Annotated in this window: 23 protein-coding genes and 1 pseudogene; 7 read left to right on the forward strand and 17 right to left on the reverse strand. The window is 60.7% G+C overall.

Annotated elements, in window-relative coordinates:
* The 3 genes and pseudogenes from V5B44_RS16360 to rpoH form a co-directional block, all read right to left on the reverse strand.
* On the reverse strand, positions 1-295 hold a 295-nt coding region (locus V5B44_RS16360; protein WP_332360071.1), incomplete at its 3' end, for a cytochrome c oxidase subunit II transmembrane domain-containing protein.
* A gap of 28 nt (positions 296-323) precedes the next feature.
* A complete protein-coding gene (locus V5B44_RS16365; protein WP_332360072.1) occupies positions 324-797 on the reverse strand; it encodes a DUF2244 domain-containing protein in 474 nt (157 codons plus the stop codon).
* 149 nt (positions 798-946) lie between these two features.
* Positions 947-1,842: pseudogene (gene rpoH / locus V5B44_RS26760) on the reverse strand (RNA polymerase sigma factor RpoH).
* A 493-nt stretch (positions 1,843-2,335) separates the two neighbouring features.
* Between rpoH and bufA2 the strand changes: the two are divergent.
* The 4 genes from bufA2 to V5B44_RS16395 all read left to right on the forward strand — a co-directional run bounded on the left by bufA2 (position 2,336) and on the right by V5B44_RS16395 (position 4,493).
* Positions 2,336-2,596: a BufA2 family periplasmic bufferin-type metallophore gene (gene bufA2, locus V5B44_RS16380; protein WP_332360075.1), complete on the forward strand. Its 261-nt coding sequence runs from the start codon at positions 2,336-2,338 to the stop codon at positions 2,594-2,596.
* Positions 2,597-2,678: 82 nt separating this feature from the next.
* Complete coding sequence (gene bufB, locus V5B44_RS16385; protein ID WP_332360076.1) at positions 2,679-3,518, forward strand: MNIO family bufferin maturase; 840 nt, start codon at positions 2,679-2,681, stop codon at positions 3,516-3,518.
* Positions 3,515-4,279, forward strand: coding sequence for a DNA-binding domain-containing protein (locus tag V5B44_RS16390; protein WP_332360077.1), 765 nt, complete (start codon positions 3,515-3,517; stop codon positions 4,277-4,279). The genes bufB and V5B44_RS16390 overlap by 4 nt, the downstream gene beginning before the upstream one ends.
* A gap of 7 nt (positions 4,280-4,286) precedes the next feature.
* Positions 4,287-4,493: a cysteine-rich CWC family protein gene (locus V5B44_RS16395; protein ID WP_332360078.1), complete on the forward strand. Its 207-nt coding sequence runs from the start codon at positions 4,287-4,289 to the stop codon at positions 4,491-4,493.
* On the opposite strand, the gene nudB is transcribed toward V5B44_RS16395, so the two are convergent.
* The 10 genes from nudB to V5B44_RS16445 all read right to left on the reverse strand — a co-directional run bounded on the left by nudB (position 4,462) and on the right by V5B44_RS16445 (position 15,017).
* A complete protein-coding gene (gene nudB / locus V5B44_RS16400; RefSeq protein ID WP_332360079.1) occupies positions 4,462-4,911 on the reverse strand; it encodes a dihydroneopterin triphosphate diphosphatase in 450 nt (149 codons plus the stop codon). The genes V5B44_RS16395 and nudB overlap by 32 nt on opposite strands.
* Positions 4,908-5,351: a barstar family protein gene (locus tag V5B44_RS16405; RefSeq protein WP_332360081.1), complete on the reverse strand. Its 444-nt coding sequence runs from the start codon at positions 5,349-5,351 to the stop codon at positions 4,908-4,910. The genes nudB and V5B44_RS16405 overlap by 4 nt, the downstream gene beginning before the upstream one ends.
* 2 nt (positions 5,352-5,353) lie before the next feature.
* The gene (locus V5B44_RS16410; RefSeq protein WP_332360420.1) at positions 5,354-5,707 is read right to left on the reverse strand and encodes a ribonuclease domain-containing protein; all 354 of its coding nucleotides are present in this window, start codon (positions 5,705-5,707) and stop codon (positions 5,354-5,356) included.
* 48 nt (positions 5,708-5,755) lie between these two features.
* On the reverse strand, positions 5,756-7,558 hold the full coding sequence (gene aspS, locus V5B44_RS16415) for an aspartate--tRNA ligase (RefSeq protein WP_332360082.1): 1,803 nt from the start codon (positions 7,556-7,558) through the stop codon (positions 5,756-5,758).
* Positions 7,559-7,579: 21 nt separating this feature from the next.
* Entirely contained in the window at positions 7,580-8,230 is a 651-nt protein-coding gene (locus V5B44_RS16420) for a DUF502 domain-containing protein (RefSeq protein WP_332360083.1), read from the reverse strand.
* Positions 8,215-8,535: an FmdB family zinc ribbon protein gene (locus V5B44_RS16425; RefSeq protein WP_332360084.1), complete on the reverse strand. Its 321-nt coding sequence runs from the start codon at positions 8,533-8,535 to the stop codon at positions 8,215-8,217. The genes V5B44_RS16420 and V5B44_RS16425 overlap by 16 nt, the downstream gene beginning before the upstream one ends.
* Positions 8,536-8,641: 106 nt before the next feature.
* Positions 8,642-9,502 (reverse strand): prepilin peptidase, encoded by an 861-nt coding sequence (locus tag V5B44_RS16430; protein ID WP_332360085.1) that lies wholly within the window; start codon positions 9,500-9,502, stop codon positions 8,642-8,644.
* Entirely contained in the window at positions 9,502-10,740 is a 1,239-nt protein-coding gene (locus tag V5B44_RS16435) for a type II secretion system F family protein (protein ID WP_332360086.1), read from the reverse strand. Before V5B44_RS16435 ends, V5B44_RS16430 begins: the two co-directional genes overlap by 1 nt.
* Positions 10,741-10,753: 13 nt before the next feature.
* A complete protein-coding gene (pilB, locus tag V5B44_RS16440) occupies positions 10,754-12,469 on the reverse strand; it encodes a type IV-A pilus assembly ATPase PilB (RefSeq protein WP_332360087.1) in 1,716 nt (571 codons plus the stop codon).
* A gap of 259 nt (positions 12,470-12,728) precedes the next feature.
* Positions 12,729-15,017, reverse strand: coding sequence for an NADP-dependent malic enzyme (locus V5B44_RS16445; protein ID WP_332360088.1), 2,289 nt, complete (start codon positions 15,015-15,017; stop codon positions 12,729-12,731).
* A 213-nt stretch (positions 15,018-15,230) separates the two neighbouring features.
* Between V5B44_RS16445 and fusA the strand changes: the two genes are divergently transcribed.
* A complete protein-coding gene (gene fusA, locus V5B44_RS16450; RefSeq protein WP_332360089.1) occupies positions 15,231-17,279 on the forward strand; it encodes an elongation factor G in 2,049 nt (682 codons plus the stop codon).
* Positions 17,280-17,312: 33 nt separating this feature from the next.
* On the forward strand, positions 17,313-19,784 hold the full coding sequence (gene plsB / locus V5B44_RS16455; RefSeq protein ID WP_332360421.1) for a glycerol-3-phosphate 1-O-acyltransferase PlsB: 2,472 nt from the start codon (positions 17,313-17,315) through the stop codon (positions 19,782-19,784).
* A 39-nt stretch (positions 19,785-19,823) separates the two neighbouring features.
* On the opposite strand, the gene V5B44_RS16460 is transcribed toward plsB, so the two are convergent.
* Complete coding sequence (locus V5B44_RS16460; protein ID WP_332360090.1) at positions 19,824-20,456, reverse strand: transglycosylase SLT domain-containing protein; 633 nt, start codon at positions 20,454-20,456, stop codon at positions 19,824-19,826.
* A 471-nt stretch (positions 20,457-20,927) separates the two neighbouring features.
* On the opposite strand from V5B44_RS16460, the gene V5B44_RS16465 reads away from it, so the two are divergent.
* Positions 20,928-22,304 (forward strand): hemolysin family protein, encoded by a 1,377-nt coding sequence (locus V5B44_RS16465; RefSeq protein ID WP_332360091.1) that lies wholly within the window; start codon positions 20,928-20,930, stop codon positions 22,302-22,304.
* Here the strand turns inward: V5B44_RS16465 and V5B44_RS16470 are convergent.
* From V5B44_RS16470 to queE, 3 genes are all read right to left on the reverse strand, one after another.
* A complete protein-coding gene (locus V5B44_RS16470) occupies positions 22,267-23,370 on the reverse strand; it encodes a YeeE/YedE family protein (RefSeq protein ID WP_332360092.1) in 1,104 nt (367 codons plus the stop codon). The two genes, V5B44_RS16465 and V5B44_RS16470, sit on opposite strands and share 38 nt — an antisense overlap.
* A gap of 8 nt (positions 23,371-23,378) precedes the next feature.
* Positions 23,379-24,089: a 7-cyano-7-deazaguanine synthase QueC gene (queC, locus tag V5B44_RS16475; protein ID WP_332360093.1), complete on the reverse strand. Its 711-nt coding sequence runs from the start codon at positions 24,087-24,089 to the stop codon at positions 23,379-23,381.
* 234 nt (positions 24,090-24,323) lie between these two features.
* Positions 24,324-24,983 (reverse strand): 7-carboxy-7-deazaguanine synthase QueE, encoded by a 660-nt coding sequence (gene queE / locus V5B44_RS16480; protein WP_332360094.1) that lies wholly within the window; start codon positions 24,981-24,983, stop codon positions 24,324-24,326.
* Between the last annotated feature and the right edge of the window lie 2 nt (positions 24,984-24,985).

Raw genomic sequence — 24,985 nt, forward strand, 5'->3', positions numbered from 1 at the left:
AAGCCCACAGCCACTGCACTGTCCCCGTCGGCCCCGTGAACTTCGCCGGTTGATGGCCAACGCTCTTCCTGTGTTTGATCATCGAGTAGATCATGATGCCGAAGACGACGACAAACAGTACCGTGATCACGATCATGAAGTGATTGTGGATTTCCAGCGTGTCGCGGGCGATCGGCGTGACAGGGGTAGGGAAATTCCAGCTGTAATCGGCGCGCGCCAGCAAGGGGATCAGGGCCGCGAGCAACCCCGAGAAGAACTTGCCCGTCCGCAGACAGAAACGATGAAGGATCTTCAATTTGTCTCCTTAGAGTACTTTATCGGGGCTAAGCAGCGCCCAGGGTTTGTTTCAGCTCTTCCGCCAGAGCCACTTTTTGCTGTTCGGTCAGCAGGCTGCCCACTTCGACCTCCTTGCCGTGCGAGCGAATCAGCAAGCGATGGATGTTCTGCCCGGGCGGCTTGACGTACTGCAAGCGCGCCCAGTAGGGCTGGAACTCATGGCGCGCCACCACGGCGCCACGACGGCTTTCGATCGTCAATTGCCCTGACTCAAGCGTGATCCGCTCAAAGTCGTTGGCAGTCAACTCAGTGCGTCGAAGCGCCCACCAGAGAAACGCGAGCTCCAGGCCAGCGAACGGAACCACCGGCCAGGCACCAAAAAACGAGAAAGCCAGGGCAATCAGAGCGGAAACAGCAGCCGTGATGACAAACAGAAGCTTGCGTCCGGTCACCGAAAGCGAATGGTTCGGGCGGGCCACCCAAGTCCGACCGGCGAGCGTGTCTGCTGCAACCAGGCTCATCAATCCTCCCCAAAAAGGCCAGGCTCCCCGCGTGGTCTGCCCCGATTTGACCCAAATCAAGATATCGATTCTGTGAGTCTAACACGAATACTCGCCACGTTGGCAACAGGCACACCTAACATGATGATTACATTGACCTTCTGGGGCCCTTATGCGGCGTCGCAGCATGCGGAGCTGCGACCATTTGTCGCGTCCACCTGCAGCGCCAGGCTGGCACGCATCCTTTGCATTGCCTTGACTTCAATCTGGCGTATGCGCTCCGCGGAGACACCGAACTCTGCCGCCAGCTGGTGCAAGGTTGCCGGAATTTTCGTCGACCAACCAGCGCGCCTCGACGATCCGGCGGCTGCGCGGATCGAGGCTGGCCAGGGCGCTTTGCAGGCCCTCGTTGTGCAAACGGTTGCGCGCACGGGTTTCGAGCACCTGCGAGGGTTCGCTCGAATTGTCGGCCAGGTAGGTGATCGGTGCATACACATCATCATCGTCGCTGTCGCCATCCAGCGCCAGATCATGACCCGACAGGCGGGCTGTCCATTTCGACAACCTCGTCCGCCTTGACGCTCAAGCGGTGAGCAATATTGGCCACCTGAGCCGGAGCGAGCGTGTCGCTGTTCGGCTTCATGCTGCGCAGGTTGAAGAACAGCTTGCGCTGCGCCTTGGTCGTCGCCACCTTGACCATTCGCCAGTTCTTCAGGACGTACTCATGAATCTCGGCCTTGATCCAGTGAATGGCGAAAGAAACCAGCCGCACACCCCGCCCCGGGTCGAAGCGCTTGACCGCCTTCATCAGGCCGATGTTGCCCTCCTGAATCAGATCGGCGTGTGGCAGGCCGTAGCCCAGATAGCCGCGCGCGATGGCAATCACCAGACGCAGGTGCGAGAGCACCAGCTGCCGGGCCGCGTCGAGGTCACCGTCGTCGCGTAAGCGGGTCGCCAGGCAAACCTCTTCCTCCTGGGTCAGCAGCGGAAACTGTCGCGCCGCCTGGATGTAGGCGTCAATGCTGCCGGCTGCAGAAACCGTCGGAAAAGCCAGGGCTTGAGTCATGTTCATGTCTCCTTCTTGCAGGCAATATAGAATATTTTAGCACTCGCCCCGTTAGAGTGCTAATCGCGCCATCAGTTCGTCCGGAAATGGTCACGGACGGGCAGGCATCCCGGCAGAACCGCCAGCGGATTACGGAGCGCGGCAGGCAACAAGCCGGCGCGACGCTGGCAAAGATCAAAACGGTGCGGAGAAGCGCTTCAGCTGGCGCCTCGACTTCGAAAGAAGGGCTGGCAGCGCCCGTCCCGCGATAACGTCATCATTGTTGAAGTCGTCCAAAAGAGAAGCTGGCAATGACTAGCATGAGGTTCAGCGTCCCTGACAACGTCAAGGAAGGTTCCAACCAGCCCTTTGGGTGACGATCGTCCGGTAGGTGGCAGAGAAATTTTTCTACCGCCTGTAAGTAATTCCGGAGTTTCTGCGTCTAAGCAGTGTCAGAGAAGCGAATGCAGATCAGCGCGCTCTGACCAAACCCATCGAACGAGAGGAGAAACAAATGTCAAATCAAAAGTCTGGTGTCGTCATCGCCGCGGCCGCGGCGGCCCTTTTTGCCACCGGGGGTATCCTGGCCCCGACTGTCCAGGCTGCCGAAGGCGGCATGGTACACTGCGCCGGAATCAACTCCTGCAAGGGCCACTCCGACTGCAAGACTGCCAAGAACGAGTGCAAGGGAATGAATGCCTGCAAGGGTCAGGGCTGGGTCACCAAGGCCAGCGCCAAGGAATGTACCGATGCAGGAGGCAAGGTGGTCAAGTAGGCTCGATGCCGACACGGGCGGCCGGGGCGCCATGCGGTGACCGGTCACCCGGAACTTCAAGCGTGAGGGAAGATGCGATTCCATGAGTGAACCCCTGCAGGGCTTCGGCCTTGGCCTGCGTACCGAGCACTATCGGGAGTTTGCCACTGCGCCACAGGCGGTCGACTGGCTTGAGGTCATCTCCGAGAACTATCTGGTCCCCGGCGGCAAACCCCTGCATTACCTCGATAGAATCCGCCGCGACTATCCGATGGTAATGCACGGGGTATCTCTGTCGATCGGCGGCAGCGACGCCCTTGACGCGTCGTATTTGAGGCAGCTTCGCGCGCTGGTCGACCGCGTACAGCCGGCCTGGGTCTCCGACCATCTGTGCTGGACCGGAACCTCCTCGCTGAACCTGCACGATCTCCTGCCCCTCCCTTACACCGAGGCCAGCCTGGAGCATCTGCTGCCGCGCGTCGCGCAGGTGCAGGACGCGCTCGCTCAGCCCCTCCTGCTCGAGAACGTTTCCAGCTATGTGCGCTATCGTGCTGACGAGATGAGCGAGTGGGAGTTCATCCGCGAACTCGTCAGGCGAACCGGCTGCGAGCTGCTGCTCGACGTTAACAATGTCTATGTGAGCAGTGTCAATCATGGCTTCGACCCCCGCGTCTTCATCAATGCGATGCCGCCCGGCGCCGTTCGCCAGATTCATCTCGCCGGGCACGAGGACCGTGGCGGCTACCTGATCGATACCCACGACCACCCGGTCTGCGCAGCGGTCTGGGACCTTTACGCGCATACCGTCGGCCGCCTTGGCCACGTGCCGACGATGATCGAGCGCGACGACCATATTCCGCCGCTAGATCGGCTCGTCGCCGAACTCGATACAGCGCGTTCGGTGGCGCAACAGACACTCGCGGCAAGAAGGCAGGCGGCATGAGCGCGCTCGCCGCGCTACAGGAGCGTTTCCAGAAGGCGGTTCTACTCGATGATCCCACGCCGGGCCTGTTTGCTACCGAGGGCGCAGCGCTCGAGAGCGGGCTTGCGGTGTACCTGCAGGCTTACCGTGCCCGCCTGACAGCTGCCCTGCGCGACAACTATCCGGTCCTGCAGAGGGCGCTCGGCGACGAGGCTTTCGACCTTCTGGCGCGCGCCTACCTGGACGAACACCCCTCGCATTTCCGCTCGATCCGCTGGTTCGGCGATTCGCTGGCGGAGTTTCTCGCCGCCACCCCAGAGCACCTGCCGCACCCCGCGCTGGTCGACCTCGCGCGCATGGACTGGGCAATGCGCACGGCTTTCGATGCCGCGGATGCGACGCTCCTCGGCGTTGGCGAACTCGTTGCGCTACCACCGGAAGAGTGGCCGCAAAGGCATTTCAAGCCGGTGCCCTCGCTGCAGCTGCTCGATCTGACGTGGAGGGTCGAACCGATCTGGAAAGACCTCAACGCGGATGCCGAAGCGATCAGCGACGAGCCGCTTCCCTGGCCACATGTGCTGCTGATCTGGCGCCCAGACCTCGACTGCCGCTGGCGATCGGCCGACGCCTGCGAAGCAGCGCTCCTGCGCGCCCTGACACGAGTCGCCAGCTTTGCCGACTGCTGCACGCTGATTGCCGAAAGCGGCGATCCGGAACCGGCACAGACCGCCGCCGGCTTTCTCCAGTGCTGGGTCGCTGAAGGCCTGCTGGCTCAGGATTGAGCGGGTCATGTCCAAACCGCCGGAAAACCCACTGCAGAGCCTGTGCACCAACTGCGGCGAGAGCTTTGTCTGTGGCGCCGCCGCGGGCCTTTCGTCCTGCTGGTGCATGCAGGTACCGCCGCTTGCCCGCGTGCCGGAGGCCAGCGCCGGCTGCCTCTGTCCGGCCTGCCTGGAACAGCGACTCAGCCCTCTGCCAGCCGCTCCGGCAGCATGAGAATCGCGTCGCGATTGCTCCACGAAAAGCACTTTGCGGCCGCTTCGCGCCATGACAGCCAACAGTAGTTCAGATGCTCGCCCGGAGCGATAGCAACCGGCCTTTCCGCTGGCAGCTGCAACGCGAAGACGTGTTCGATATTGTGTAACACCCCTGGCGCGTAACGGTGACGCCATTCGGCAAAAATCTCGTAGCTGTTGGTAATCTGCCAATCATGCAGTTCATCGACCGAGGCGGCAATCCCGGTTTCCTCGGCGACCTCGCGGATGGCCGTTTCAGGCAGTCGCTCGCCGGCTTCCTGGCTGCCGGTGACCGACTGCCAGTAACCGGGGTGCGCGGCGCGTTCGAGCAGCAGCACCTGCAGGTCCGGAGTATGAACCAGGACCAGTACCGAAACCGGTCGCTTGTACCGCCTCATGCCGTTGGCGGGAAAGCCGCCAGTCCGTCAGCACGAAGATCGTAAAACACCCACATCGGGAGATCATGCACCCGCCATTCGGCAATCGCCGCGGCAAACACATCGTTGAGGGTTTTGAAAGCAGCCGGGTTTTCCGCATCCAGGCTCTCGGCGCCAGAGATAAACAACACGTATCCTGCTGCTTCACACCAGGAAAAATCGGTCAGACAATCCTTCAGGGCATCGAAGTTCTGCCCGTACCATTCGGGAAAGTCGAGCGCATACCCGATCCTGCTTAACACGATGTCAATCCGGTCAGACTCTGCGAAACTGACATCAAAGCAGGCGCAGCCCGCGCTTTCGGCAGCCGCTCGGACTGCCGCCTGGCTACGCCGTGGCAAATGGAAGATACCCGCCTGCGGGGAATCTTCCAGCAGTTTCAGCAGCTTGTTCTGGCTCATGACTATTCGCGTATCCGGCGGAAACTGCGGTAGTGATCGTCGGTGTAGTAGTACTCGCCCGAGGTGCTGACATCGCGGCCGCGCCCCTCGCCAGCGACTATGCGTCGCGGGCCGCGGTCGCGGCTTCCCGGGGTTGGCACGGTATACTCACGATAATAGCCTCGAGGCTGCGAGGGCAAGCGTCTTTCGAAATTACCAAAAGTGCTGCCGTCTTTGCGCGGATAAGGAAATGGCCCACCCTGCTGGATCAGACGGAGGGTATGCACAGCCTCTGGCGGCAGCTCGGACACCGCGATGCTCGCCAGATAGCGCGCTTCACGCGCCTGCGTCGCAGCTGCCAATCCACCGACCAGCATGGCCAGCAGCAGCAGTCGAATGAAAGCGGCTACTTTCTGCACGGACAACTAGCCCTTGCCAATCTCAAGCTGCGTTTCGACTTTCTGACGCAGGCGGATATGCAGTTCCCGCAGTTGCTTCTCGTCTACGCTGCTCGGCGCATCGGTGAGCAGGCACTGCGCACGCTGGGTTTTCGGGAAGGCGATCACGTCACGGATTGACTCGGCGCCGGCCATCATCGTGACGATGCGATCCAGACCAAAAGCCAGGCCACCATGTGGCGGGGCACCATACTTGAGCGCATCAAGCAGGAAGCCGAACTTCAGCTGCGCCTCTTCATCGCCGATCCCGAGCGCCTTGAAGACCTGCTCCTGCACTGCCGCACGGTGAATCCGCACCGAGCCACCACCGAGTTCGGAACCGTTCAGCGCCAGATCGTAAGCCTTGGCCAAACAATTTCCGGGCTCACTCTGCAGCAGCGCCAGGTGTTCGTCTTTCGGACTGGTGAAGGGGTGATGGCAGGCAGTCCAGCGCTTTTCGTCGTCATCATAGTCGAACATCGGGAAGTCGACGATCCACACCGGCTCCCAGGCGCGACCATTGACGAAACCCTTTTCGTGCCCGATCCTGACGCGCAGCGCGCCGAGTGCATCGTTAACCACCTTGCGTTTGTCGGCTCCGAAGAAAATCAGGTCGCCCGACTGCGCGCCAGTACGCGCAACGATGGTCTGCAGCGCCAGGGCGTGCAGATTCTTGACGATCGGTGACTGCAGACCGATCTCGTTGAGCTGGGTCACGTCATTGACCTTGATGTAGGCCAGTCCGCGCGCGCCGTAGATGCCGACAAATTGGGTGTAGGCATCAATCTCGCCTCGCGTCAGGGTCGCGCCACCCGGGATGCGCAGGGCAGCAATCCGGCCCCCATCGCTGTTGGCAACGCTGGCAAAGACCTTGAAGGACACGTCCTTGAGCACATCGGTGACTTCAACGAGTTCGAGGCTGACACGCAGATCCGGCTTGTCGGACCCATAGCGATCCATTGCCTCAGCGTAGCTCAAACGCGGAAATGGATTCGGCAACTCGACCGCGATCACTTCCGTGAATACCGCCCTGATCAGCTCCTCCATGAGCTGAATGATCTCGCCCTCGCCCATGAACGAAGTCTCGATGTCGACCTGGGTGAACTCCGGCTGCCGGTCAGCACGCAGATCCTCATCGCGGAAACACTTGGTGATCTGGTAGTAGCGGTCAAAGCCGGCGACCATCAACAATTGCTTGAATAGCTGTGGGGATTGCGGAAGCGCAAAGAACTGCCCGGGATGCACGCGCGAAGGAACCAGATAGTCACGCGCCCCCTCAGGAGTGCTCTTGGTGAGCATTGGCGTTTCGATGTCGATGAAGCCGGTGTTGTCGAGGAAGCTACGGAAGGCACGCGCAGTCCGGTATCGGAGCTGCATGTTCTTCTGCATCTGCGGACGACGCAGGTCGATCACCCGGTGCAACAGCCGGATGTTCTCCGACAGATTCTCGTCATCCAGCTGAAAAGGCGGCGTCACCGACGGGTTCAGCACTTCCATCTCGTGGCAAAGGATCTCGATTTCACCGCTCGCGATGTTGACGTTAACCGTCCCCTCCGGCCGGGCACGTACTTTGCCTACAATTCGCAGACAGAACTCGTTGCGCACCGACTCGGCGGTCTTGAACATCCGCGGACGGTCCGGATCGCAAACGACCTGTGCCAGCCCCTCGCGATCGCGTAGGTCAACGAAGATCACCCCACCGTGATCACGACGCCGGTGTGCCCAGCCACAAAGCGTCACCTCCTGGCCGATGATCTGTGCATCGACTTGTCCGCAATAATGAGTCCGCATACTTGTTCCAGGTTACCTCAGTCAATTGATAGCTATATCGCTGCCAGCAGCATTCACTGCCGGTTGCCGCAACGGCGGAGCTACGACGCCCATCGAAATCACGTACTTCAGCGCCGTGTCTACGCTCATCTCCAGTTCGATGACTTCCGCTCTGGGCAACATGAGAAAAAAGCCCGAGGTCGGATTCGGGGTCGTCGGCACGTACACGCTGACGTACTCGCCGTCGAGATGCCGCAGCACCTCCCCGCCCGGCTTGCCGGTCAGGAAGGCGATGGTCCACGCGCCACGACGCGGATACTCGATCAGCAGTGCCTGGCGGAAAGCGTTGCCGGATGAAGAGAAGAGGGTGTCCGAAACCTGTTTGACGCTGTTGTAGATCGAATTGACTACCGGTATGCGTGCTAGCAACATCTCCCACCAGACAACCAACCGCTGGCCGATGAAGTTGGCAGCGAGCAACCCGGTCAGGACGATGATAAGCAAGGTCAGGATTGCCCCGACACCCGGGATATCGAAACCCAAAACACTTCGCGGATGGATCGCCTCGGGTAGCAAGCGCAAGGACTGATCCATGGTGCCAACGATCAGCACGAGCACCCAGGCGGTAATCGCCAAAGGCACCCAGATCAAAAGTCCGGTAATGAAGTATCGTTTTATCAGTTGCCGGCGCACGCATTGGCTCCGGTAGCGCAGGCAGGGCTCGGCGCACCCTCCTTGCTGCTCCCCTTGTTCTCCGAACTCTCGGAGTTCTCAGCGCTCTTGGGCTTTTCGGTCGAGACCGGCACCTTGTTGTTGCCACCCTTGAAGTCGGTGGCGTACCAGCCATTGCCCTTCAGCTGAAAACCTGCGGCCGTCACCTGCTTGCTATAAGTAGTCTGACCACATTCCGGACAAATCCGCAGAGCCGGGTCGCTCAGCTTTTGCAGATGATCTCTTTCGAAACCGCAGGATGCGCAGCGATAGGCATAAATCGGCATGACTAACCTTCAGACGGCACTGGTAAAACAGCGATTATACCCGAACCTGAGGAGGGTCCAGACGCTCACCGCGGACAAGGATCAGTACAGCTGCGTGTTCAGAGGGCTAAAGCAAGCCAACGTAAACACGGGTAAGCGGCTTCCCCCAGAAGAGCGCAAGGACCCCCGCTGTCGCCAGGTAAGGGCCAAAAGGAATCGGCACGTTCCGCCCACGCTTGGCAACAACGATCAGGGCAATGCCGACCACTGCGCCGAGCAGCGACGAGAGCAGAATGGTCAAAGGCAACATCTCCCACCCCAGCCAGGCGCCAAGCGCAGCGAGCAACTTGAAGTCGCCGTAACCCATACCTTCCTTGCCCGTGATCAGCTTGAACGCCCAGTAAACCAACCATAGCGAGAGATAGCCAGCAACCGCCCCGATCACTGCCGACTGCAGGTCGGTGTAGGTGGCGAACAAATTGAACAGCAATCCAGCCCAGAGCAGGGGCAGCGTGATGGCGTCGGGCAACAGCTGTGTATCGAAGTCGATGCAGGTCAGCGCGACCAGGCACCAGATAAGTAACATGGCGCCCAACGCCGCCCAGCCATAGCCAAAGTGAAACGCGGCAAAGGCACAAGACAGGCCACTGATGGTCTCGACCAGCGGATAGCGGGGAGAAATCGACGCGTGGCAAGCTGAGCACTGACCACGCAGGTATAGCCAGCTCAGGACCGGAACATTCTCCATCGCCGTAATGGCGTGACCACAGGCTGGGCATCGCGAGCGCGGCCATACCAGCGAGAACGGTTGCTCCTCGGGCAATTCTTCGCCGCGCAGCTCCGCGCAATGAAGGCGCCAGTCTCGCTCCATCATTCTTGGCAAACGATGGATGACGACGTTGAGAAAACTACCGACCAGCAGGCCGACCACACCGCCGATGAGAGTGAACTGGGTCGGGTCCAGATCGGCAGTCAGCGCACCCAGCATTATCCGACCACAGCGCCCAGCTTGAAAATCGGCAGGTACATCGCGATCACCATACCGCCAATCAGCACCCCTAGAACAACCATGATCATCGGCTCCATGAGGCTGGCCAGAGCCTCAATCGCGTCGTCGACCTCCGCCTCGAAGAAATCGGCCACCTTACCCAGCATTGAATCAAGCGCGCCGGATTCCTCGCCGATGGCGACCATCTGATTCACCATGTTCGGAAAAAGCTCGGTATTCTGCATCGCTGAAGTGAGACTGGTGCCGGTGCTCACCTCGCTCTGGATCTGCCGTGTCGCCGCCTTGTAGACATAATTGCCGGCAGCACCGCCGACGGATTCCAGCGACTCGACCAGAGGGACGCCGGCAGCAAACATCGTCGCCAGAGTACGTGTCCAGCGCGCGATGACCGACTTGCGGATGATGCTGCCAAAAACAGGCAGGCGAAGGAAGATGCGGTCGAAAGCGATCTGCATGGCTTCCGACCGCTTCCAGGTATAGAAGAAGGCATAGATCGACCCGCCGATACCCCCAAACAGCAACCACCAGTATTCGACAACGAAATCAGACATGCCGATCACGATGAGCGTCGGCGTTGGCAGATCGGCACCAAAACTCTTGAAGACTTCCTTGAAGGCCGGGATCACGAAGATCATGATCACAGCTGTAATGATGAAGGCGACAACGATGATCGCCACCGGATAAAACAGCGCCGCCTTGATCTTGGATCTGATCGCGATCATTTTCTCTTTGTAGTTGGCCAGGCGATCCAGCAGGGTTTCCAGAATACCCGCCTGTTCACCGGCCGCCACCAGATTGCAGTACAAGGCGTCAAATTGCAGTGGATACTTCCGGAACGCCTGCGAAAGCGAACTGCCGGTTTCCACATCGGCCTTGATATCCAGCAACAACTTGCCTACGGCCGGGTTATCATGCCCGCGACCGACAATTTCGAACGTCTGGAGCAGGGGCACGCCAGCTTTGATCATCGTCGCCAGTTGGCGCGTAAACAGCGTGATATCCTTGTCCGTGATTTGCCGCCCACCCCTGAAATGCTGTCTGGATATCTTGCTGACCTGAATCCCCTGACGGCGCAGAGTGGCCTGCACAACGGTCTGGCTGGAAGCGCGTTGCTCGCCACGAACGGTTTTTCCGGCCTTGTTCTTCCCCTCCCAGAGAAAAACAAGCTCTTTGACTTCCGACGCGGTCTTCCTGGTGGGTTTTGCTGCGGTCGCCATACATCCCTCTTTCTCAAGCGTTGGTGCTGCCGAGGACCTCGTCAAGAGAGGTCAGTCCTTGCTTGACCTTGAGCAGACCGGAACGGCGAAGGTCATTGACCCCGTCCCTTCTGGCCTGGACTGCAATATCAAGTTCCGTTCCATTGGCCATGATGATTCGCTGAATCGCTTCAGTCACCGGCATGACTTCGTAGAGACCCAGCCGCCCCTTGTAACCGCTTCCCTTGCAGCGATCACACTCGCCCGGCCCGTAGAGGACCCAACTGCCATCCAGGTCGCTCTCCGTGAACCCGGCATTGAGCAGTGTCTCGACCGGTGTATCGAGCGGTCGCTTGCAGGTGCAAAGCCGCCGGACCAGCCGTTGCGCAGTGATCAGCAGGATGCTCGAAGCAAGATTGAAGGTCGGAATGCCCATATTCATCAGGCGGGTCAGCGTGGCGGGCGCATCATTGGTGTGCAGCGTGGATAGCACCATATGACCGGTCTGCGCTGCCTTGATCGCAATCTCCGCAGTCTCTATGTCCCGAATCTCGCCTACCATGATGATATCGGGATCCTGGCGGAGAAAGGCCTTGAGAGCTATGGGAAAGGTCAATCCAGCCTTGTCATCGACATTGACCTGATTGATGCCGGGCAACGGTATTTCCGCAGGGTCTTCCGCTGTCGCGATGTTGACCCCCGGTCGATTCAGAATGTTGAGGCAGGTGTAAAGTGAAACGGTCTTGCCGGAACCGGTCGGTCCGGTCACCAGGATCATGCCGTATGGCCGGTTGATGGCGTCAAGCAACACCGCTTTCTGGTCGGGTTCATATCCCAGAGCGTCTATGCCCAGACTAGCCGAGGTCGGGTCCAGGATCCGCAGGACAATCTTCTCCCCATACATCGTTGGCAAAGTACTGACGCGAAAGTCGATCGACCGACTCTTCGAAAGCACCAAACGCATGCGGCCATCCTGTGGCACACGCTTCTCCGCAATATTGAGACGCGAGATCACCTTGATGCGCGAGGCGATCTTTTCCTTGATGACCAATGGCGGCGCGGCCACCTCCCGCAAAATACCATCGGTCCGAAAGCGGACCCGATAGCTTTTCTCGTAGGGCTCAAAGTGGATGTCAGACGCACCATCATTGATAGCGTCAAGCATCATCTTCTGAATGAACCTGACGACCGGTGCGTCATCGACATCAAGGCTTGCCGCCTCGTCGGCCTTATCCTGCGCCTGTTCATCGCTGAATTCGAGGTTGATCTCCTCGGTCGAGAAACTCCTCAGCGTCTCCTCGGCCGATTCAGACAGCTTCGTAACCAGCGGTCCGAGCTTGTTTTCCTCAACAACAACCGGGTCCACCGCCAACCCGGTCTGAAACCGAATCTCGTCGAGCGCACGCAGGTTGGTTGGATCCGCGATGGCTATTGCCAAGCGATTGCCGCGTTTGTGAAGTGGCACAACACGGTGGGTTGCGATCAACTTTCGGTCAATCGCATTCTTCAGGATGTTCGCATCGTCGAAGGCTGCCAGATCGAGCAGGGGAAAACCGAACTTGTCTGCCGCAAACCGCGCCAATTCAAGGAAGGTCGCCTTCTTGGCGCTAACCACCTGTTCGATCAGCGAAGTCTTTTTTGCAGCCGCCTGCGCAAGCAGTGCCTCGGCCTCGGCTTCCTTGAGTCGACCTGCTTGTACCAGCGCACGGGCAAAGCCGCTAAGCGGTGATTGTTGCGGATTGGCTGCCATTTTTCGCGATTGGACCCTGCAACGCGTTCTGGACCATTAGGCCCCGACTATACCGAGAGTCGGGCCGATGATGCATTGACTGGGGGGTTTTGTAAAGAAGAAGGGGCACCCCCGAGGGCTTGGCAGGCGAGGATCTCGCCTTCCGGGCTGGGCTGCGACCTGCAGACGCCTCTACGCAGCCAAGCTCCTGCGACTCAGGAAATCGGGGTCCGTGGCGGTGCAAGACGACCAACTCCGGAACCCCTGGCCCCTGAAGCACCTACTTGCTTGCCGCGTCCACCACCACCAATGCGGTCATATCGACCACACGGCGGACCGTCGACGTGGGAGAGAGGACATGCACCGGCCGTGCTGCCCCGAGCAAGATCGGACCGACCGCCATGCCGTCGCCTCCGGTCATCTTGAGAAGGTGGTGCGAGATATTGGCGGCGTCCAGGTTGGGCATCACCAGCACATTGGCCTCACCGGCAAGAGGCGACTCCGGGTCTGACTGCGCCCGTATTGCTTCAGAAAGCGCGCTGTCACCGTGCATCTCTCCGTCAACTTCCAGATCAGGCGCCCTGGCACGGATGATCGCCACGGCCTCCCCCATCTTGCGGGCGGCAGGGGTCTGCGAGGATCCGAAGTTCGAATGCGACAGGAGAGCCACTTTCGGCCTGATCTTGAAACGACGAACCGCTTCTGCAGCCATCAAGGTGATTTCAGCGACTTGCTCGGCATTGGGATCGGCATTGACGTGCGTATCACAGAGAAACAGGGCGCGACCAGGCAACAACAGATGGGTCATCGCCGCCATCGTCGTGCAGCCCGGCGCCTTGCCAATGATTTCGTCAACTTGCCGCAGGTGATGCCCGAAGCGACCCGATAGACCACAGATCATTCCGTCCGCGTAACCGAGCCGGACCAGCATGGCACCGATGATGGTATTGTTGCTGCGCAGGCGGGTCTTCGCGATGTCCATAGTTACCCCCTGACGCTTCCGCAACTGGTGATAGGCCGTCCAGCATTCCTTGTAGCGGCCGTCGCTGTTTGGATCGACGACCTCGAAATCGGTGCCAGCCACCAGTTTCGAGCCGATCCTCTGCAGTCGCGCAGAGATCACGTCCGGGCGGCCAATCAGGATCGGCCGCGTCAGACCTTCATTGATGATGATCTGTGCGGCGCGCAACATCCGCTCTTCCTCGCCGTCAGGATAGACGATGCGCGTTCGGCGCCCGCGCTTGGCCGCGGAAAAAACCGCGCGCATGCCGACGCCCGTGCGGTAGACGAAGTCCCTCAGCTTCTCCCGATAAGCCTTCAGATTGGCAATTGGTCGGGTGGCTACGCCCGAACTCATCGCCGCCTCGGCGACTGCCGGCGCGATGGTCGTGATCAAACGCGGATCGAAGGGTTTGGGGATCAGATAATCCGGACCAAAAGTGAGCTCCTCACCAGGATAGGCCATCGCCACTTCATCGCTGACCTCTTCGTGCGCCATGGCTGCAAGGGCCGTGACGCAGGCCATTTTCATCTGCTCGTTGATCCCGGTCGCCCCGACATCGAGGGCACCGCGGAAGATGAACGGGAAACACAGGACATTGTTTACCTGATTGGGATAATCCGAACGGCCGGTGGCCATGATCACGTCGGGACGCACTTCTCGGGCCAACTCAGGCATGATCTCCGGCGTTGGATTGGCGAGCGCAAAAACAATCGGCTGCTCCGCCATGGTAATGAGCATGGCGGGTTCGAGGATACCGGCTGCCGACAGACCGAGGAAAACGTCGGCGTCCACCATCGCATCCGCCAGACTTCTGGCGTCGGTCTCGCGCGCATAACGCGCCTTGGTCGGCTCCATGTTGGCGTCACGGCCGACGTAGATCACGCCTTTCGAGTCGCAGACGATGACGTTCTCCCGCCGAACACCGAGGTCGCACCACAGATTGAGGCAGGAAATGGCTGCCGCGCCAGCTCCCGAACAAACCACTTTCACCTCGGCAATCTTCTTGCCGGTGACCTTGAGCGCGTTCAGAATTGCTGCCGAGGAAATGATCGCCGTGCCGTGCTGATCGTCGTGAAAAACCGGAATCGACATCCGTTCCTTGAGTCTGGCCTCGATGTAGAAACACTCCGGAGCCTTGATATCTTCCAGATTGATGCCGCCGAGCGTCGGCTCCATCGCCGCGATCATGTCAATCAGTCGATCCGGATCGCTTTCGGCGAGTTCAATATCGAAAACATCGATACCAGCGAACTTCTTGAAAAGACAACCTTTACCTTCCATCACCGGCTTCGCAGCCAACGGGCCGATATTGCCAAGGCCGAGAACAGCTGTGCCGTTGGTGATCACGCCGACTAGGTTGGCGCGTGAAGTGTAAAGACTGGAAGTACCAGGGTCATCAACGATGGCGTGGCAAGCGTAAGCAACGCCGGGAGAATAAGCGAGCGCCAGGTCGAGTTGATTGCTGAGGCCCTTCGTAGGCTGCACAGCAATCTTCCCCGGCGTGGGGTAACGATGATACTCGAGGGCTGCTTCGCGAAGATCGGCCTTGCGCGGATCGTTTTCCATTGTGCCTCCTGACGCGGTGCGCATGAATGTAAAGCGCGTAAATGTAGCCGAGTCACGCAGTTAACACAAAGCACAACACTCGCGACGCGAGTCCACGGCGAACAAGCGCTGCTGCCCCGGCAGGGGTAAAATGATGAGCGCACGCGCAACCGTGATGCCATGGGGCTATTCTCGTATTTGCGACCTGCATTCGACTTCAATGGGAGATGATGAATGGGCCAGACCGCCACCAGTAACCTTCGCACTGTTGCTCTTGTTGGCCACGGTGCCGCCGGCAAGACGACGCTAGCCGAAAGCCTGCTTGCAGCAGCCGGCGCCATCACCAGCCGGGGAGCCGTCGAAAAGGGCAGCACAGTTTGCGATTTCGATCCGCAAGAGAAGGATTTTGGCCACTCACTGAATGCTGCGCTGGCAAGCTTTTGCTGGCAAGGGGTACAGGTCCACCTGATCGATACACCGGGTTTTCCCGACTTCGCGGGTCAGGCGATTGGTGCTCTCGCGGCTGTGGACACAGCCTTGGTGGTAATTAGCGCACAGAACGGCATTGAGCTATCGAGCGAGCGGATGATGAAGCTGGCAGCCGCTCGAGGTGTTTGCAGGATGATTGTCATCAACAAGATCGATGCCGAGAACGTCAACCTCCCGGCGCTGGTCGGAGAGATCCGTGAGCGCTTCGGCCGTGAATGCATGTTACTCGACCTGCCGGCCAGGCAGGCCAGTGAAGTCGTTGAGGTTCTCGGGCACGACGATGGCGAGAGCGATTTCGAATCAGTTGCGGCAGCGCATCGGGCGCTGATCGACCAGATAGTCGAGGAAGACGAGGACCTGCTGGCACGCTACCTTGACGAAGGTGTTGATCCGAGTCCTGACGAACTGCACCTGCCCTTCGAAAAGGCACTGCGTGCTGGCCACCTCATTCCGATTCTGTTCGTTTCGGCCAAGACGGGCGCCGGCATCCCGCAGTTACTTGACGTCCTCGCCAGGCTGGCCCCCAATCCGACCGAAGGGAACCCGCCGCCCTTCTACCGCGGCGAGCCCGACGGACCGATGGAAGCCTTTCACGCCGAACCTGACCCGTGTAAGCACGTGCTGGCCCACGTCTTCAAGGTGGTGAGCGATCCCTTCATCGGCAAGGTGGGCGTTTTCCGTGTTCATCAGGGTACGATCCGGAAGGACTCGCAGCTCTTTGTCGGTGATGGTAAACGTCCGTTCAAGGTCGGCCACATCTATCGCCTTCAGGGCAAGGAATATGTCGAGGTCGATACGCTGTTGCCTGGTGATCTGGGCGCCATCGCGAAGGTCGAGGAAATCGAGTTCGACTGCGTTTTGCACGACACGCATGACGAAGATCATATTCACCTGAAGCCACTCGAATTCCCGCAACCGATGCAGGGCCTGGCGGTCCATGCGCGGCGCAAGGCTGACGAGCAGCGTCTGTTCGAGATCCTTCACAAGCTCGAGATCGAGGACCCGTGCTTCAAGGTAGAACGTCATCCGACAACCAATGAGACGGTCATTCGCGGCCTCGGCGAGATGCACCTGCGCGCCAAGCTGACGCGCCTGGCCCAGCAGTACAGGCTGGAACTCGACACCAAACCGCCTCGGATTGCCTATCGTGAAGCAATTACTGGCTCGGCCGAAGGTCACTGTCGACACAAGAAGCAGAGTGGTGGTGCGGGTCAGTTCGGCGAGGTCATGCTCCGGGTCGAGCCGCTGGAACGTGGCGCCGGCTTCGAGTTCGTCGATATCGTCAAGGGAGGCGTCATTCCGGGAGTGTTCATGGCCGCAGTCGAGAAGGGTGTTCGCCAAGCGCTTGCCGACGGCGTCGTCGCTGGCTTCCCGGTGGAGGATTTGCGCGTCACCGTCCACGACGGCAAGACGCACCCGGTCGACGGTAAGGACATTGCCTTTTTCACTGCTGCCCGCAAGGCCACCATCGAAGCCATTCGCTCCGCCAAGCCGATCATCCTTGAGCCGGTCGTGGATATCGAAATCCTTGCGCCGGATGCCTTGACGGGAGACGTCACTGGCGACCTTTCGAGCAAGCGTGGTCACCTGACCGGCACCCAACCGCGCGGCCCCGGGCTAATGGCGATCACCGGGGAGGCGCCGCTGGCCGAACTGGAAGGCTACCAGTCGCGTCTCAAATCGCTGACCGGGGGGCAGGGCTCGTACAGCATTGCCTTCTCGCACTACGCGCAGGTACCACCGGCAACGCAACAGCAACTGGCATCGCAGCACAAGGTCGTCGAGGAGGAGTAGCAGCGGCTTCCAGCAGCCGACCGCGTGCCCATCATGGCTGACGCCTTCAAGGTCTCCGGCTGGTTGATCCCACTGGCTCGCCGCCTGTTGTATCTATGGGTACGAACTTCGGTTTTTCCCGACAACTTGCAAGAGCTTGGCCTCAACCCAACGAAGCCAGTCTGTTACGTCCTGCAGGACAGGCACCTCTCGAACCTGCTGGTGCTCTTCGAAGAGTCGCGGCGAGCCGGCTTGCCACGCGCGGAGGCACCGATCGTGCTGGGCAGGCAGCGCCTGCCCCGCTCGTTCTTCTTCCTGAATCGTGACCGCAGCCTGACCGGCAGAGCGCGCGACAACAGCAGTTACTCTCCGTTGCTGGCCAGTCTGATCGGTCACACGGTGGCCGATCCGCTGCTCGACGTGCAACTGCTACCCGTGGTCATCCTCTGGGGACGCAGTCCGGACAAGCAGGATTCCGTTCTCAAGGCGCTCTTCTCGGAAGCCTGGCGCCCGCCAGGCACCTGGCGGCAACTACTGGCCATTCTGCTGCACGGCCGCAACGTGCTCGTCCGCTATAACTCCCCCATATCGCTGCGCGATCTTCTGCAGGGTGGGCTGGGAGAGGAGCAGGCGCTGCGCAAGCTGTCGCGCATCTTGCGGGTCCATTTCCGCCGCCAGCGCCAGATGGCGATTGGGCCCGACCTCTCGCACCGGAATACCCAGGTGGATGCCGTGCTTGCCGGCGAACCAGTCCGCGCGGCGATCGTCAGCGAAGCGGAAAGACACGGCATCTCGCCTGGCGAGGCCAGAGCACGGGCAGGCGACTTCGCACTGGAGATTGCCTCCGACTATTCGTACGGGGTCGTGCGCGCCCTGGAGCTGTTCCTCTCCTGGTTATGGACCCAGCTTTACGATGGCATTCAACTGCATCGCTTCGACGTCGTGACGCGCATCGCCCCCGGGCATGAGATCGTTTACGTCCCCTGTCACCGTAGCCACATCGACTACCTTCTACTATCCTACATCATCCTTCGGCAAGGGCTGACGCCGCCCCACATCGCTGCCGGCGCGAATCTCAACCTGCCGCTTGTCGGCTCGCTGCTACGCCGTGGCGGTGCTTTTTTTCTGCGCCGCAGCTTCAAGGGGGAACCGCTGTATGCTGCCGTGTTCCACGAATACCTGCACCTGATGCTCGCCCGCGGCTTCCCGATCGAGTACTTCATCGAAGGCGGACGCAGCCGCAGTGGACGAATGTTGACGCCAAAAGCCGGTATCCTCGGGATGACCGTGCAGAGCTTCATCCGTGAACACGCGCGACCACTGCTTTTCGTACCGGTCTACATCGGTTACGAAAAGGTGATCGAAGGCAGCACCTATCTCGGTGAACTGGCGGGAAAGCCCAAGAAAGGTGAATCGCTATGGGGAATCCTGACAAGCCTTCGCCGCATCAAGCGTGTCTTTGGCCAGGTGCATGTGAATTTCGGCGAACCGCTGGCCCTGGCCGGCTTTCTCGACGCACACCACCCCGGATGGCGCGAGGAAGACGGCGCGTCGCCGTCGCCATGGTCTCGCACCGCCACACGCGAGGCGGCAGCAGAGCTCGCCCAGCGGATCAACGAGGCAGCGGTAATCAATCCGGTCAATCTGACGGCTCTCGCACTGCTGGCCACGCCCAAGCATACCGCCGACGAACACGCACTGCAGCGCATGATCGAGCACTATCAGGCCCTCGCCCGCGAGGCTCCTTACACACCGACCAGCGTCACCTGCGACCTTGACCCGTCGCAGATCGTGGCCTACGCCGAGCGGCTGACAATCGTCGAACGTTTCGCCGATCCACTGGGCGACCTGATCCGTGTGCGCGAAAAACAGGCACCCTTGCTGGCCTATTTTCGCAACAACGTTCTGCACCTTTTTGCCCTGCCAGCCCTCGTGGCCTGCCTGCTGAGCCACAACCGCCGGCTTGATGGAGCACGCGTCGCCCAGGCAGTGAGTGGCATCTGTAGCCTGATGCGAGCTGAACTTTTCCTTCGCTGGCATCCCGACGAACTCCCGGCGGCTACGGAAGCCGTAATCGGCGTGCTGCTTGCGCGCAACCTGGTTGCGCGCTCTGAAGACTCAGGGGTACTCGCAGCACCGGAACCGATCAGTGAGGAATTTGCCGAGCTGCACTTGCTCGGCGAAACCATTCGCCCGCTGCTCGAACGTCACTTCCTTACCCTGTCGCTGCTCCAGCAACATGGAACGGGTCAATTGACCCGCCAGGCACTGGAAAACTCCTGTCATTTCCTGGCGCAGCGGCTATCACTGCTCTACCAGTTCAATACACCGGAGTTTCCGGAAAGAGCGACCTTCTCCGCCTTCATCACCAACCTCATCGAAGCGGAATTTCTGCGCGAGGACGAAAAGGGGCTGCTCCACTTTGACCAGCGGCTGATGACGCCGCTCGCCCACTCGGAGCTTGTCCTCTCGGTTGAAGCCCGGCAAGCGATCCGGCGCATCACGGGTGCCGGATTGGCGAGATAGGCCGACCGACAGCGCAACGAAACGCGACACTGGCGATTCTCAGGCCCGCGCAGCAGGGCCTCGCCGCGCCGCTTGCTCAAGCCGCTCCTTCTCGGCAAGCACCTTGTTCGCGTATCTGGTTTCCGGGTCATCCGGGGCGCCACCATAATGCTGCAGGCCCGCCGTCAAGCTGCCACGCCAGCGGATCGCGTCCTCGAGGACATGCACGCCAACCTGGATGTTGGTCACCGGGTCAAGAAAAGGCTGCTCGCCCGCACCCTGCGGCACCTTGTCCAGGTGATAGCCCGGGATCACCTGCATCAGGCCTTTCGCACCGACCACGCTTTCGGCGAAGGGATTGAAGCGTGACTCGATACCAATGATGGCAATGATCAGCAGAGGATCGACGCGACGTTCGCGGCCGACGGTCTGCGCGGCTTCGAACACCGGCACCAGCGCTTCGGGAGCCACCCGATAGCGACGCGAAACGAAGTCCAGGGCGCGCTGCAGTCGTAGCGGCAGCGCAGCCGACACAGGCTTGGCGGCTTCCGCTCCGGAAACTTCATTTGGCGAACGCTCCGCCACGGTAGCTTGCGGTTGGTCAGGGACATCGCCATCGCTGCCCCAGGGCTTGAAAGTGCCCAGGACAACCATCAGCCCAACGATGATCAGGCTGTGTTGGACAAAACTCAAACTGGCGTCAACACGGCGCCCCGTTATGCTTCTGAGTGAAATTGTTGCGGACATGCTCTCTCCTTCACTTTGGTCATCGCGCCAACAGAACGGCTCGACGATGGACGGTTACAGGCGGGTGCAAAGCCTCGAATACTTGGGGGGTACTTGCCCCTGAGGCCGGGACTCTGTTCGCTTTGACAGCCTGCGAACAGAGCGGCGAGGACGCAACTGAACAGCTGCGAGGTGCTTTTTCTTACTGGAGGCTGCGCAGTCTATTGATTAATCTCGCTTTGGTCAACCCACTGCGAGCGGCGGCCGCCGCCGCCGGCAGCCAGGCACCGCCAGAAATCCTCATGGCATCGCCAGACCTGCGCTCCCGTCGCGCACAGGGTGACCTTCTACCGAGGCCCTTATAATGCTGTTCCCGGGTGCGCTCGCCGCAGCTATCAGCCAGCCATCCCGACTGACTTGCAGACCTGGAACCTACCGATGGACATTGCTCTACTGCTCTTTCTGATTCTCCTCAACGGCGTCCTGGCGATGTCTGAAATCGCTGTTGTTTCTTCGCGACAGTCACGCCTGAAAAAGCTGGCTGACGACGGCAGCGTCGGTGCCCGCTCGGCGCTGGCGCTTCACCACGAGCCCGCAACCTTCCTTTCCACTGTGCAGGTCGGCATCACAACGGTGGGCATCCTCAGTGGCGCCATCGGCGAGGCGACACTGGCAACGCCGATGGCCCGATGGCTGAGCACGTATCCGTCGCTGGCGCCTTACGCCAGCGGTATCGCGATGACGCTGGTCGTCATCATCGTGACCTATTTCTCGGTCGTGATTGGTGAGCTGGTCCCCAAGCGCCTCGGGCTGCTGGCGCCCGAACGCGTCGCTTCGCTGATAGCACGGCCGATGAACCTGCTCGCGCGACTGGCTCGCCCCCTGGTATGGCTGCTCTCGTCGTCGTCCAGCCTGCTGCTGGGCCTGCTTGGTGCCCGCCGGAAGCAGGAATCATCGGTCACTGATGACGAAATCAAGGTCCTGATGGGCCAGGGTGCCGAAGCCGGTATCTTTCATGCGAGTGAGCAGGCGATCGTTTCCAACGTGCTGCGCCTTGACGAGCAGCGTATCAGTGCCATCATGACCCACCGCAAGGACATCTACCTGATCGACCTGAACGACAGCCAGGACGAGATCCGCCGGCGTCTCGCCGACAGTCCGTACAAGCGCATCGTGATTTGCCGCGATGGACTGGAACAGATCGTCGGCGTTCTGCGCACCGGCGATCTCCTGAAGGGAGCGCTTCTCGGCGAACCGCTGACGATCGAGGCGTTTGTGCGCCCAGCCCTTTATGTACCAGCCAGCGTGACGACGACACAGTTACTTGAGACTTTCCGGCGAGCACGCCAACAGTGCGCGCTGATGGTCGATGAGTATGGTGGATTGCAGGGTCTGGTGACGCTCACCGATGTGCTGACATCGATCGTCGGCGATCTGCCAAGTTCCGATACCCCGGAGGAGAACGATATTGTTGTTCGCGAAGACGGCTCGTGGCTGGTTGATGGCAGCGTGACCATCGAACGTCTGAAGACAGCTCTCGAGATCCCGGGCGACCTGCCGGGAGAAGACGAGAATGCCTTCAATACCCTGGGCGGCTTTGTCATGTACGTACTCGGCCGTATCCCTCTGCCCTCGGATCACTTTGGGCTCGGCGACTTGCGTATTGAAGTGGTCGATATGGATCGGAATCGGGTGGACAAGGTCCTGATCGCGCGCCCCCTTCGCGTCGCCAGCGCAAACGTCGATAGTGGCGAACAGTCTCGCCGAAGGATCGCTCTCAGCTCGCCCGCTCAGCCCGCCAGTACTGATACTTGAGCGCCAGCATCGCGCCGGCGATGATTGCGGAGAGTGCCAGAAAGGAGCCCACAGCCAGCGTCGACACACCGGTGATGCCCTGGCCAATCGTACAGCCCATGGCGACCACGCCGCCAAAGCCCATCAGCGCCGCGCCGGCAAGATGGTTGGCCGTATCCTCGAGATCGCGAAACCCCTCCCAGCGGAAGCTGCCACTGGCGAGCGCATGGCCCAGGCTGCCGACGACGACGCCGAGCCCACTCGCGATCGCAAAAGTCAGCCTCCGGCTGCTGTCTGACCACAGCATCAGCAGTTCCAGCGTGTAGGCCTGCGGCGCGACGAAGCTCAACGACTCCATACGGCCGCTGTTGGTCGCGATGAACGCTTCCTGCAAGGTATCCGGATCCTCGGCAACATAGCCGAGGTGCCCGCTGACGTACCAGCCGGCGACGACAACGAGACCGATGATGATGCCGCCGAGGAGGCCGTCAAGGGTCAGTCCATCGTGCCGCCGGCAAGCGAACAGCAGCAGGCCGCCGCCGATCAGCAGCGCGCAAAGTGGTAAGGCCACAGCCGGTGCTACCCCGACGGCGGCCAGCAGCGCCGGCAGATCCTGGCCGCCAGCAAGGTGCAGAGAAACGGGCTCGAGCACCTTCACCCGAAAGACGCCGAGCACGCCACGCATCGACATATAGGCCACGAGACCGAGCACGATGAACACCACCAGAGCCTTGACACTGCCGGCGCCGATTCGAACCAGCGTTCTGGCGCCACAGCCCGAAGCCAGGACCATGCCGAAACCGAAGCTGACGCCGCCGACGAGGTACGATAACCAGGTGAAGGTAGGCGTACGGTAGATCGACTTGCCGAGATCGATCTGGCCTCCGGCATGCAATGCCGAGGTACCCAGAATGGCCACCGCGATCGCCAGGAGCCACATGCGCATGCGACTCCAGTCGCCGATGTTGACGATATCGCCGATGGCGCCCATGGTGCAGAAGCGCGTGCGGCTGGCCACAGCGCCGAAAACGAGCCCGAGGGCAAAAGCGAACCACAGAACGCTGTTCGTTGAATCAAGCGGTGCCATACAAGCCCTTAAGCGATCATGCAGGCGGCGTAGCGCGTCGGGTCAGCCACCCCGGCTGCGGCAAAACCGGCTCGCCGCAGGCGGCAGGAGTCACAAACCCCGCAGGCGCGCCCGTCCTCGTCCGCCTGGTAACACGAAACCGTGAGTCCATAGTCCACGCCGAGTGCATTGCCGCGCTGTATGATCTGTGCCTTGGCAAGATCGATCAGCGGCGCATGAATGCGCAGCAGCGCGCCTTCAACGGCGGCCCTGGTAGCCAGATTGGCCATCCTTTCGAAGGCCGCAATGTACTCCGGCCGGCAGTCCGGATAGCCGGAATAGTCGACCGAATTGACGCCAACAAATATGTCGTGGCTAGCCAAAACCTCGGCCCATGCCAGAGCCAGCGACAGCATGACGGTATTGCGCGCCGGCACATAAGTCACCGGAACTCCGGGCTGCACGCCGTCAACGGGAACCGCAATAGACGTGTCGGTCAGCGCCGAGCCGCCAAACTCGTCGAGCCCAAGGCGTAGCACCCGATGTTCACTGGCCCCGAACGCTCGGGCAACGGCCGCAGCCGCGTCCAGTTCGACACGATGCCGCTGGCCGTAGTCGATCGACAGGCAATAACATGCGAAACCACGCTCGCGCGCAATCGCCAACGTGGTGGCCGAATCAAGCCCTCCGGACAGGAGAACGACAGCCCGCTGCTTACCAGGTGAAAGTTGCCCGCTCATGGGGTGGCGAATATACCGCTTTCTGGCGTCAGTGGTTCGCCCATCCATTGATATCGTGTCCACGCCCGGCCCTTTTTTCCAGAAACGTCAGGATTTCCGAACGCGGCGGAATCTGAAGATGGAGACGCACGGACTGCGCCGAGTCGCGGAGCCGGGCAAACGACATGGCGCCTGGGTCTGGCATGGGCGGCAAGGGACCAGCGAGGCGCTCGTCCATCGCCCCCGTGACGGCACTTACCTGCCCCGCAGCCTGCCCCACAGCACTTTGTGGATCTGCAGCTGAAAACGTACCGGCAGGCGGTCGGCGAGTATCCACTCGGCGAGTGTCGCTGCCGGCAGGTCCCCCTCGACTGACGACAGAAGCACCGGGCAGATCCTGGCGAGCTGTCGGTCAACAATCAGCTGGCGCGCCCACTCGTAGTCAGCGCGGTCCGTGAGCACCAACTTGAGTTCATCCCTGGCAGTCAACAGCGCCAGGTTTTGCCAGCGATTCCGCTCGCACTCGCCGGAGCCGGGCGCTTTGAGGTCAACGATGCGCGACACTCGTGCATCAACACCGCCTATGTCGAGGGCGCCCGAGGTTTCTAGGGACACGGCATAGCCCGCATCACTCAGCTGACCCAAGAGTGGCAGGCACGCCGCCTGGGCGAGCGGCTCGCCACCGGTCACACAGACGTAGGGCACCTCATGACACGCCACCGCGGCGAGAATTTCGGGCAGCGCCATCGTCTGCCCGCCGCTGAAGGCGTAGGTCGTGTCGCACCAGACGCAGCGGAGAGGGCAGCCAACCAGGCGCACGAAAACGGTCGGCAATCCGGCACGTGAGCTTTCACCCTGCAGGGACAGGAAAATTTCACTGATCTTCAGCGAAAGCGGTCCGACCGATGCCTTCACCA

This window comes from Candidatus Accumulibacter necessarius (genome assembly GCF_036625085.1).

Bases quoted from the DNA above. Each gene is read 5' to 3' on its own strand.
- V5B44_RS16365 (WP_332360072.1), bottom strand. From the start codon at position 797: ATGAGCCTGGTTGCAGCAGACACGCTCGCCGGTCGGACTTGGGTGGCC.
- bufA2 (WP_332360075.1), top strand. From the start codon at position 2,336: ATGTCAAATCAAAAGTCTGGTGTCGTCATCGCCGCGGCCGCGGCGGCC.
- bufB (WP_332360076.1), top strand. From the start codon at position 2,679: ATGAGTGAACCCCTGCAGGGCTTCGGCCTTGGCCTGCGTACCGAGCAC.
- V5B44_RS16390 (WP_332360077.1), top strand. From the start codon at position 3,515: ATGAGCGCGCTCGCCGCGCTACAGGAGCGTTTCCAGAAGGCGGTTCTA.
- V5B44_RS16395 (WP_332360078.1), top strand. From the start codon at position 4,287: ATGTCCAAACCGCCGGAAAACCCACTGCAGAGCCTGTGCACCAACTGC.
- nudB (WP_332360079.1), bottom strand. From the start codon at position 4,911: ATGAGGCGGTACAAGCGACCGGTTTCGGTACTGGTCCTGGTTCATACT.
- V5B44_RS16405 (WP_332360081.1), bottom strand. From the start codon at position 5,351: ATGAGCCAGAACAAGCTGCTGAAACTGCTGGAAGATTCCCCGCAGGCG.
- V5B44_RS16410 (WP_332360420.1), bottom strand. From the start codon at position 5,707: ATGCTGGTCGGTGGATTGGCAGCTGCGACGCAGGCGCGTGAAGCGCGC.
- aspS (WP_332360082.1), bottom strand. From the start codon at position 7,558: ATGCGGACTCATTATTGCGGACAAGTCGATGCACAGATCATCGGCCAG.
- V5B44_RS16425 (WP_332360084.1), bottom strand. From the start codon at position 8,535: ATGCCGATTTATGCCTATCGCTGCGCATCCTGCGGTTTCGAAAGAGAT.
- V5B44_RS16430 (WP_332360085.1), bottom strand. From the start codon at position 9,502: ATGCTGGGTGCGCTGACTGCCGATCTGGACCCGACCCAGTTCACTCTC.
- V5B44_RS16435 (WP_332360086.1), bottom strand. From the start codon at position 10,740: ATGGCGACCGCAGCAAAACCCACCAGGAAGACCGCGTCGGAAGTCAAA.
- pilB (WP_332360087.1), bottom strand. From the start codon at position 12,469: ATGGCAGCCAATCCGCAACAATCACCGCTTAGCGGCTTTGCCCGTGCG.
- V5B44_RS16445 (WP_332360088.1), bottom strand. From the start codon at position 15,017: ATGGAAAACGATCCGCGCAAGGCCGATCTTCGCGAAGCAGCCCTCGAG.
- fusA (WP_332360089.1), top strand. From the start codon at position 15,231: ATGGGCCAGACCGCCACCAGTAACCTTCGCACTGTTGCTCTTGTTGGC.
- plsB (WP_332360421.1), top strand. From the start codon at position 17,313: ATGGCTGACGCCTTCAAGGTCTCCGGCTGGTTGATCCCACTGGCTCGC.
- V5B44_RS16465 (WP_332360091.1), top strand. From the start codon at position 20,928: ATGGACATTGCTCTACTGCTCTTTCTGATTCTCCTCAACGGCGTCCTG.
- V5B44_RS16470 (WP_332360092.1), bottom strand. From the start codon at position 23,370: ATGGCACCGCTTGATTCAACGAACAGCGTTCTGTGGTTCGCTTTTGCC.
- queC (WP_332360093.1), bottom strand. From the start codon at position 24,089: ATGAGCGGGCAACTTTCACCTGGTAAGCAGCGGGCTGTCGTTCTCCTG.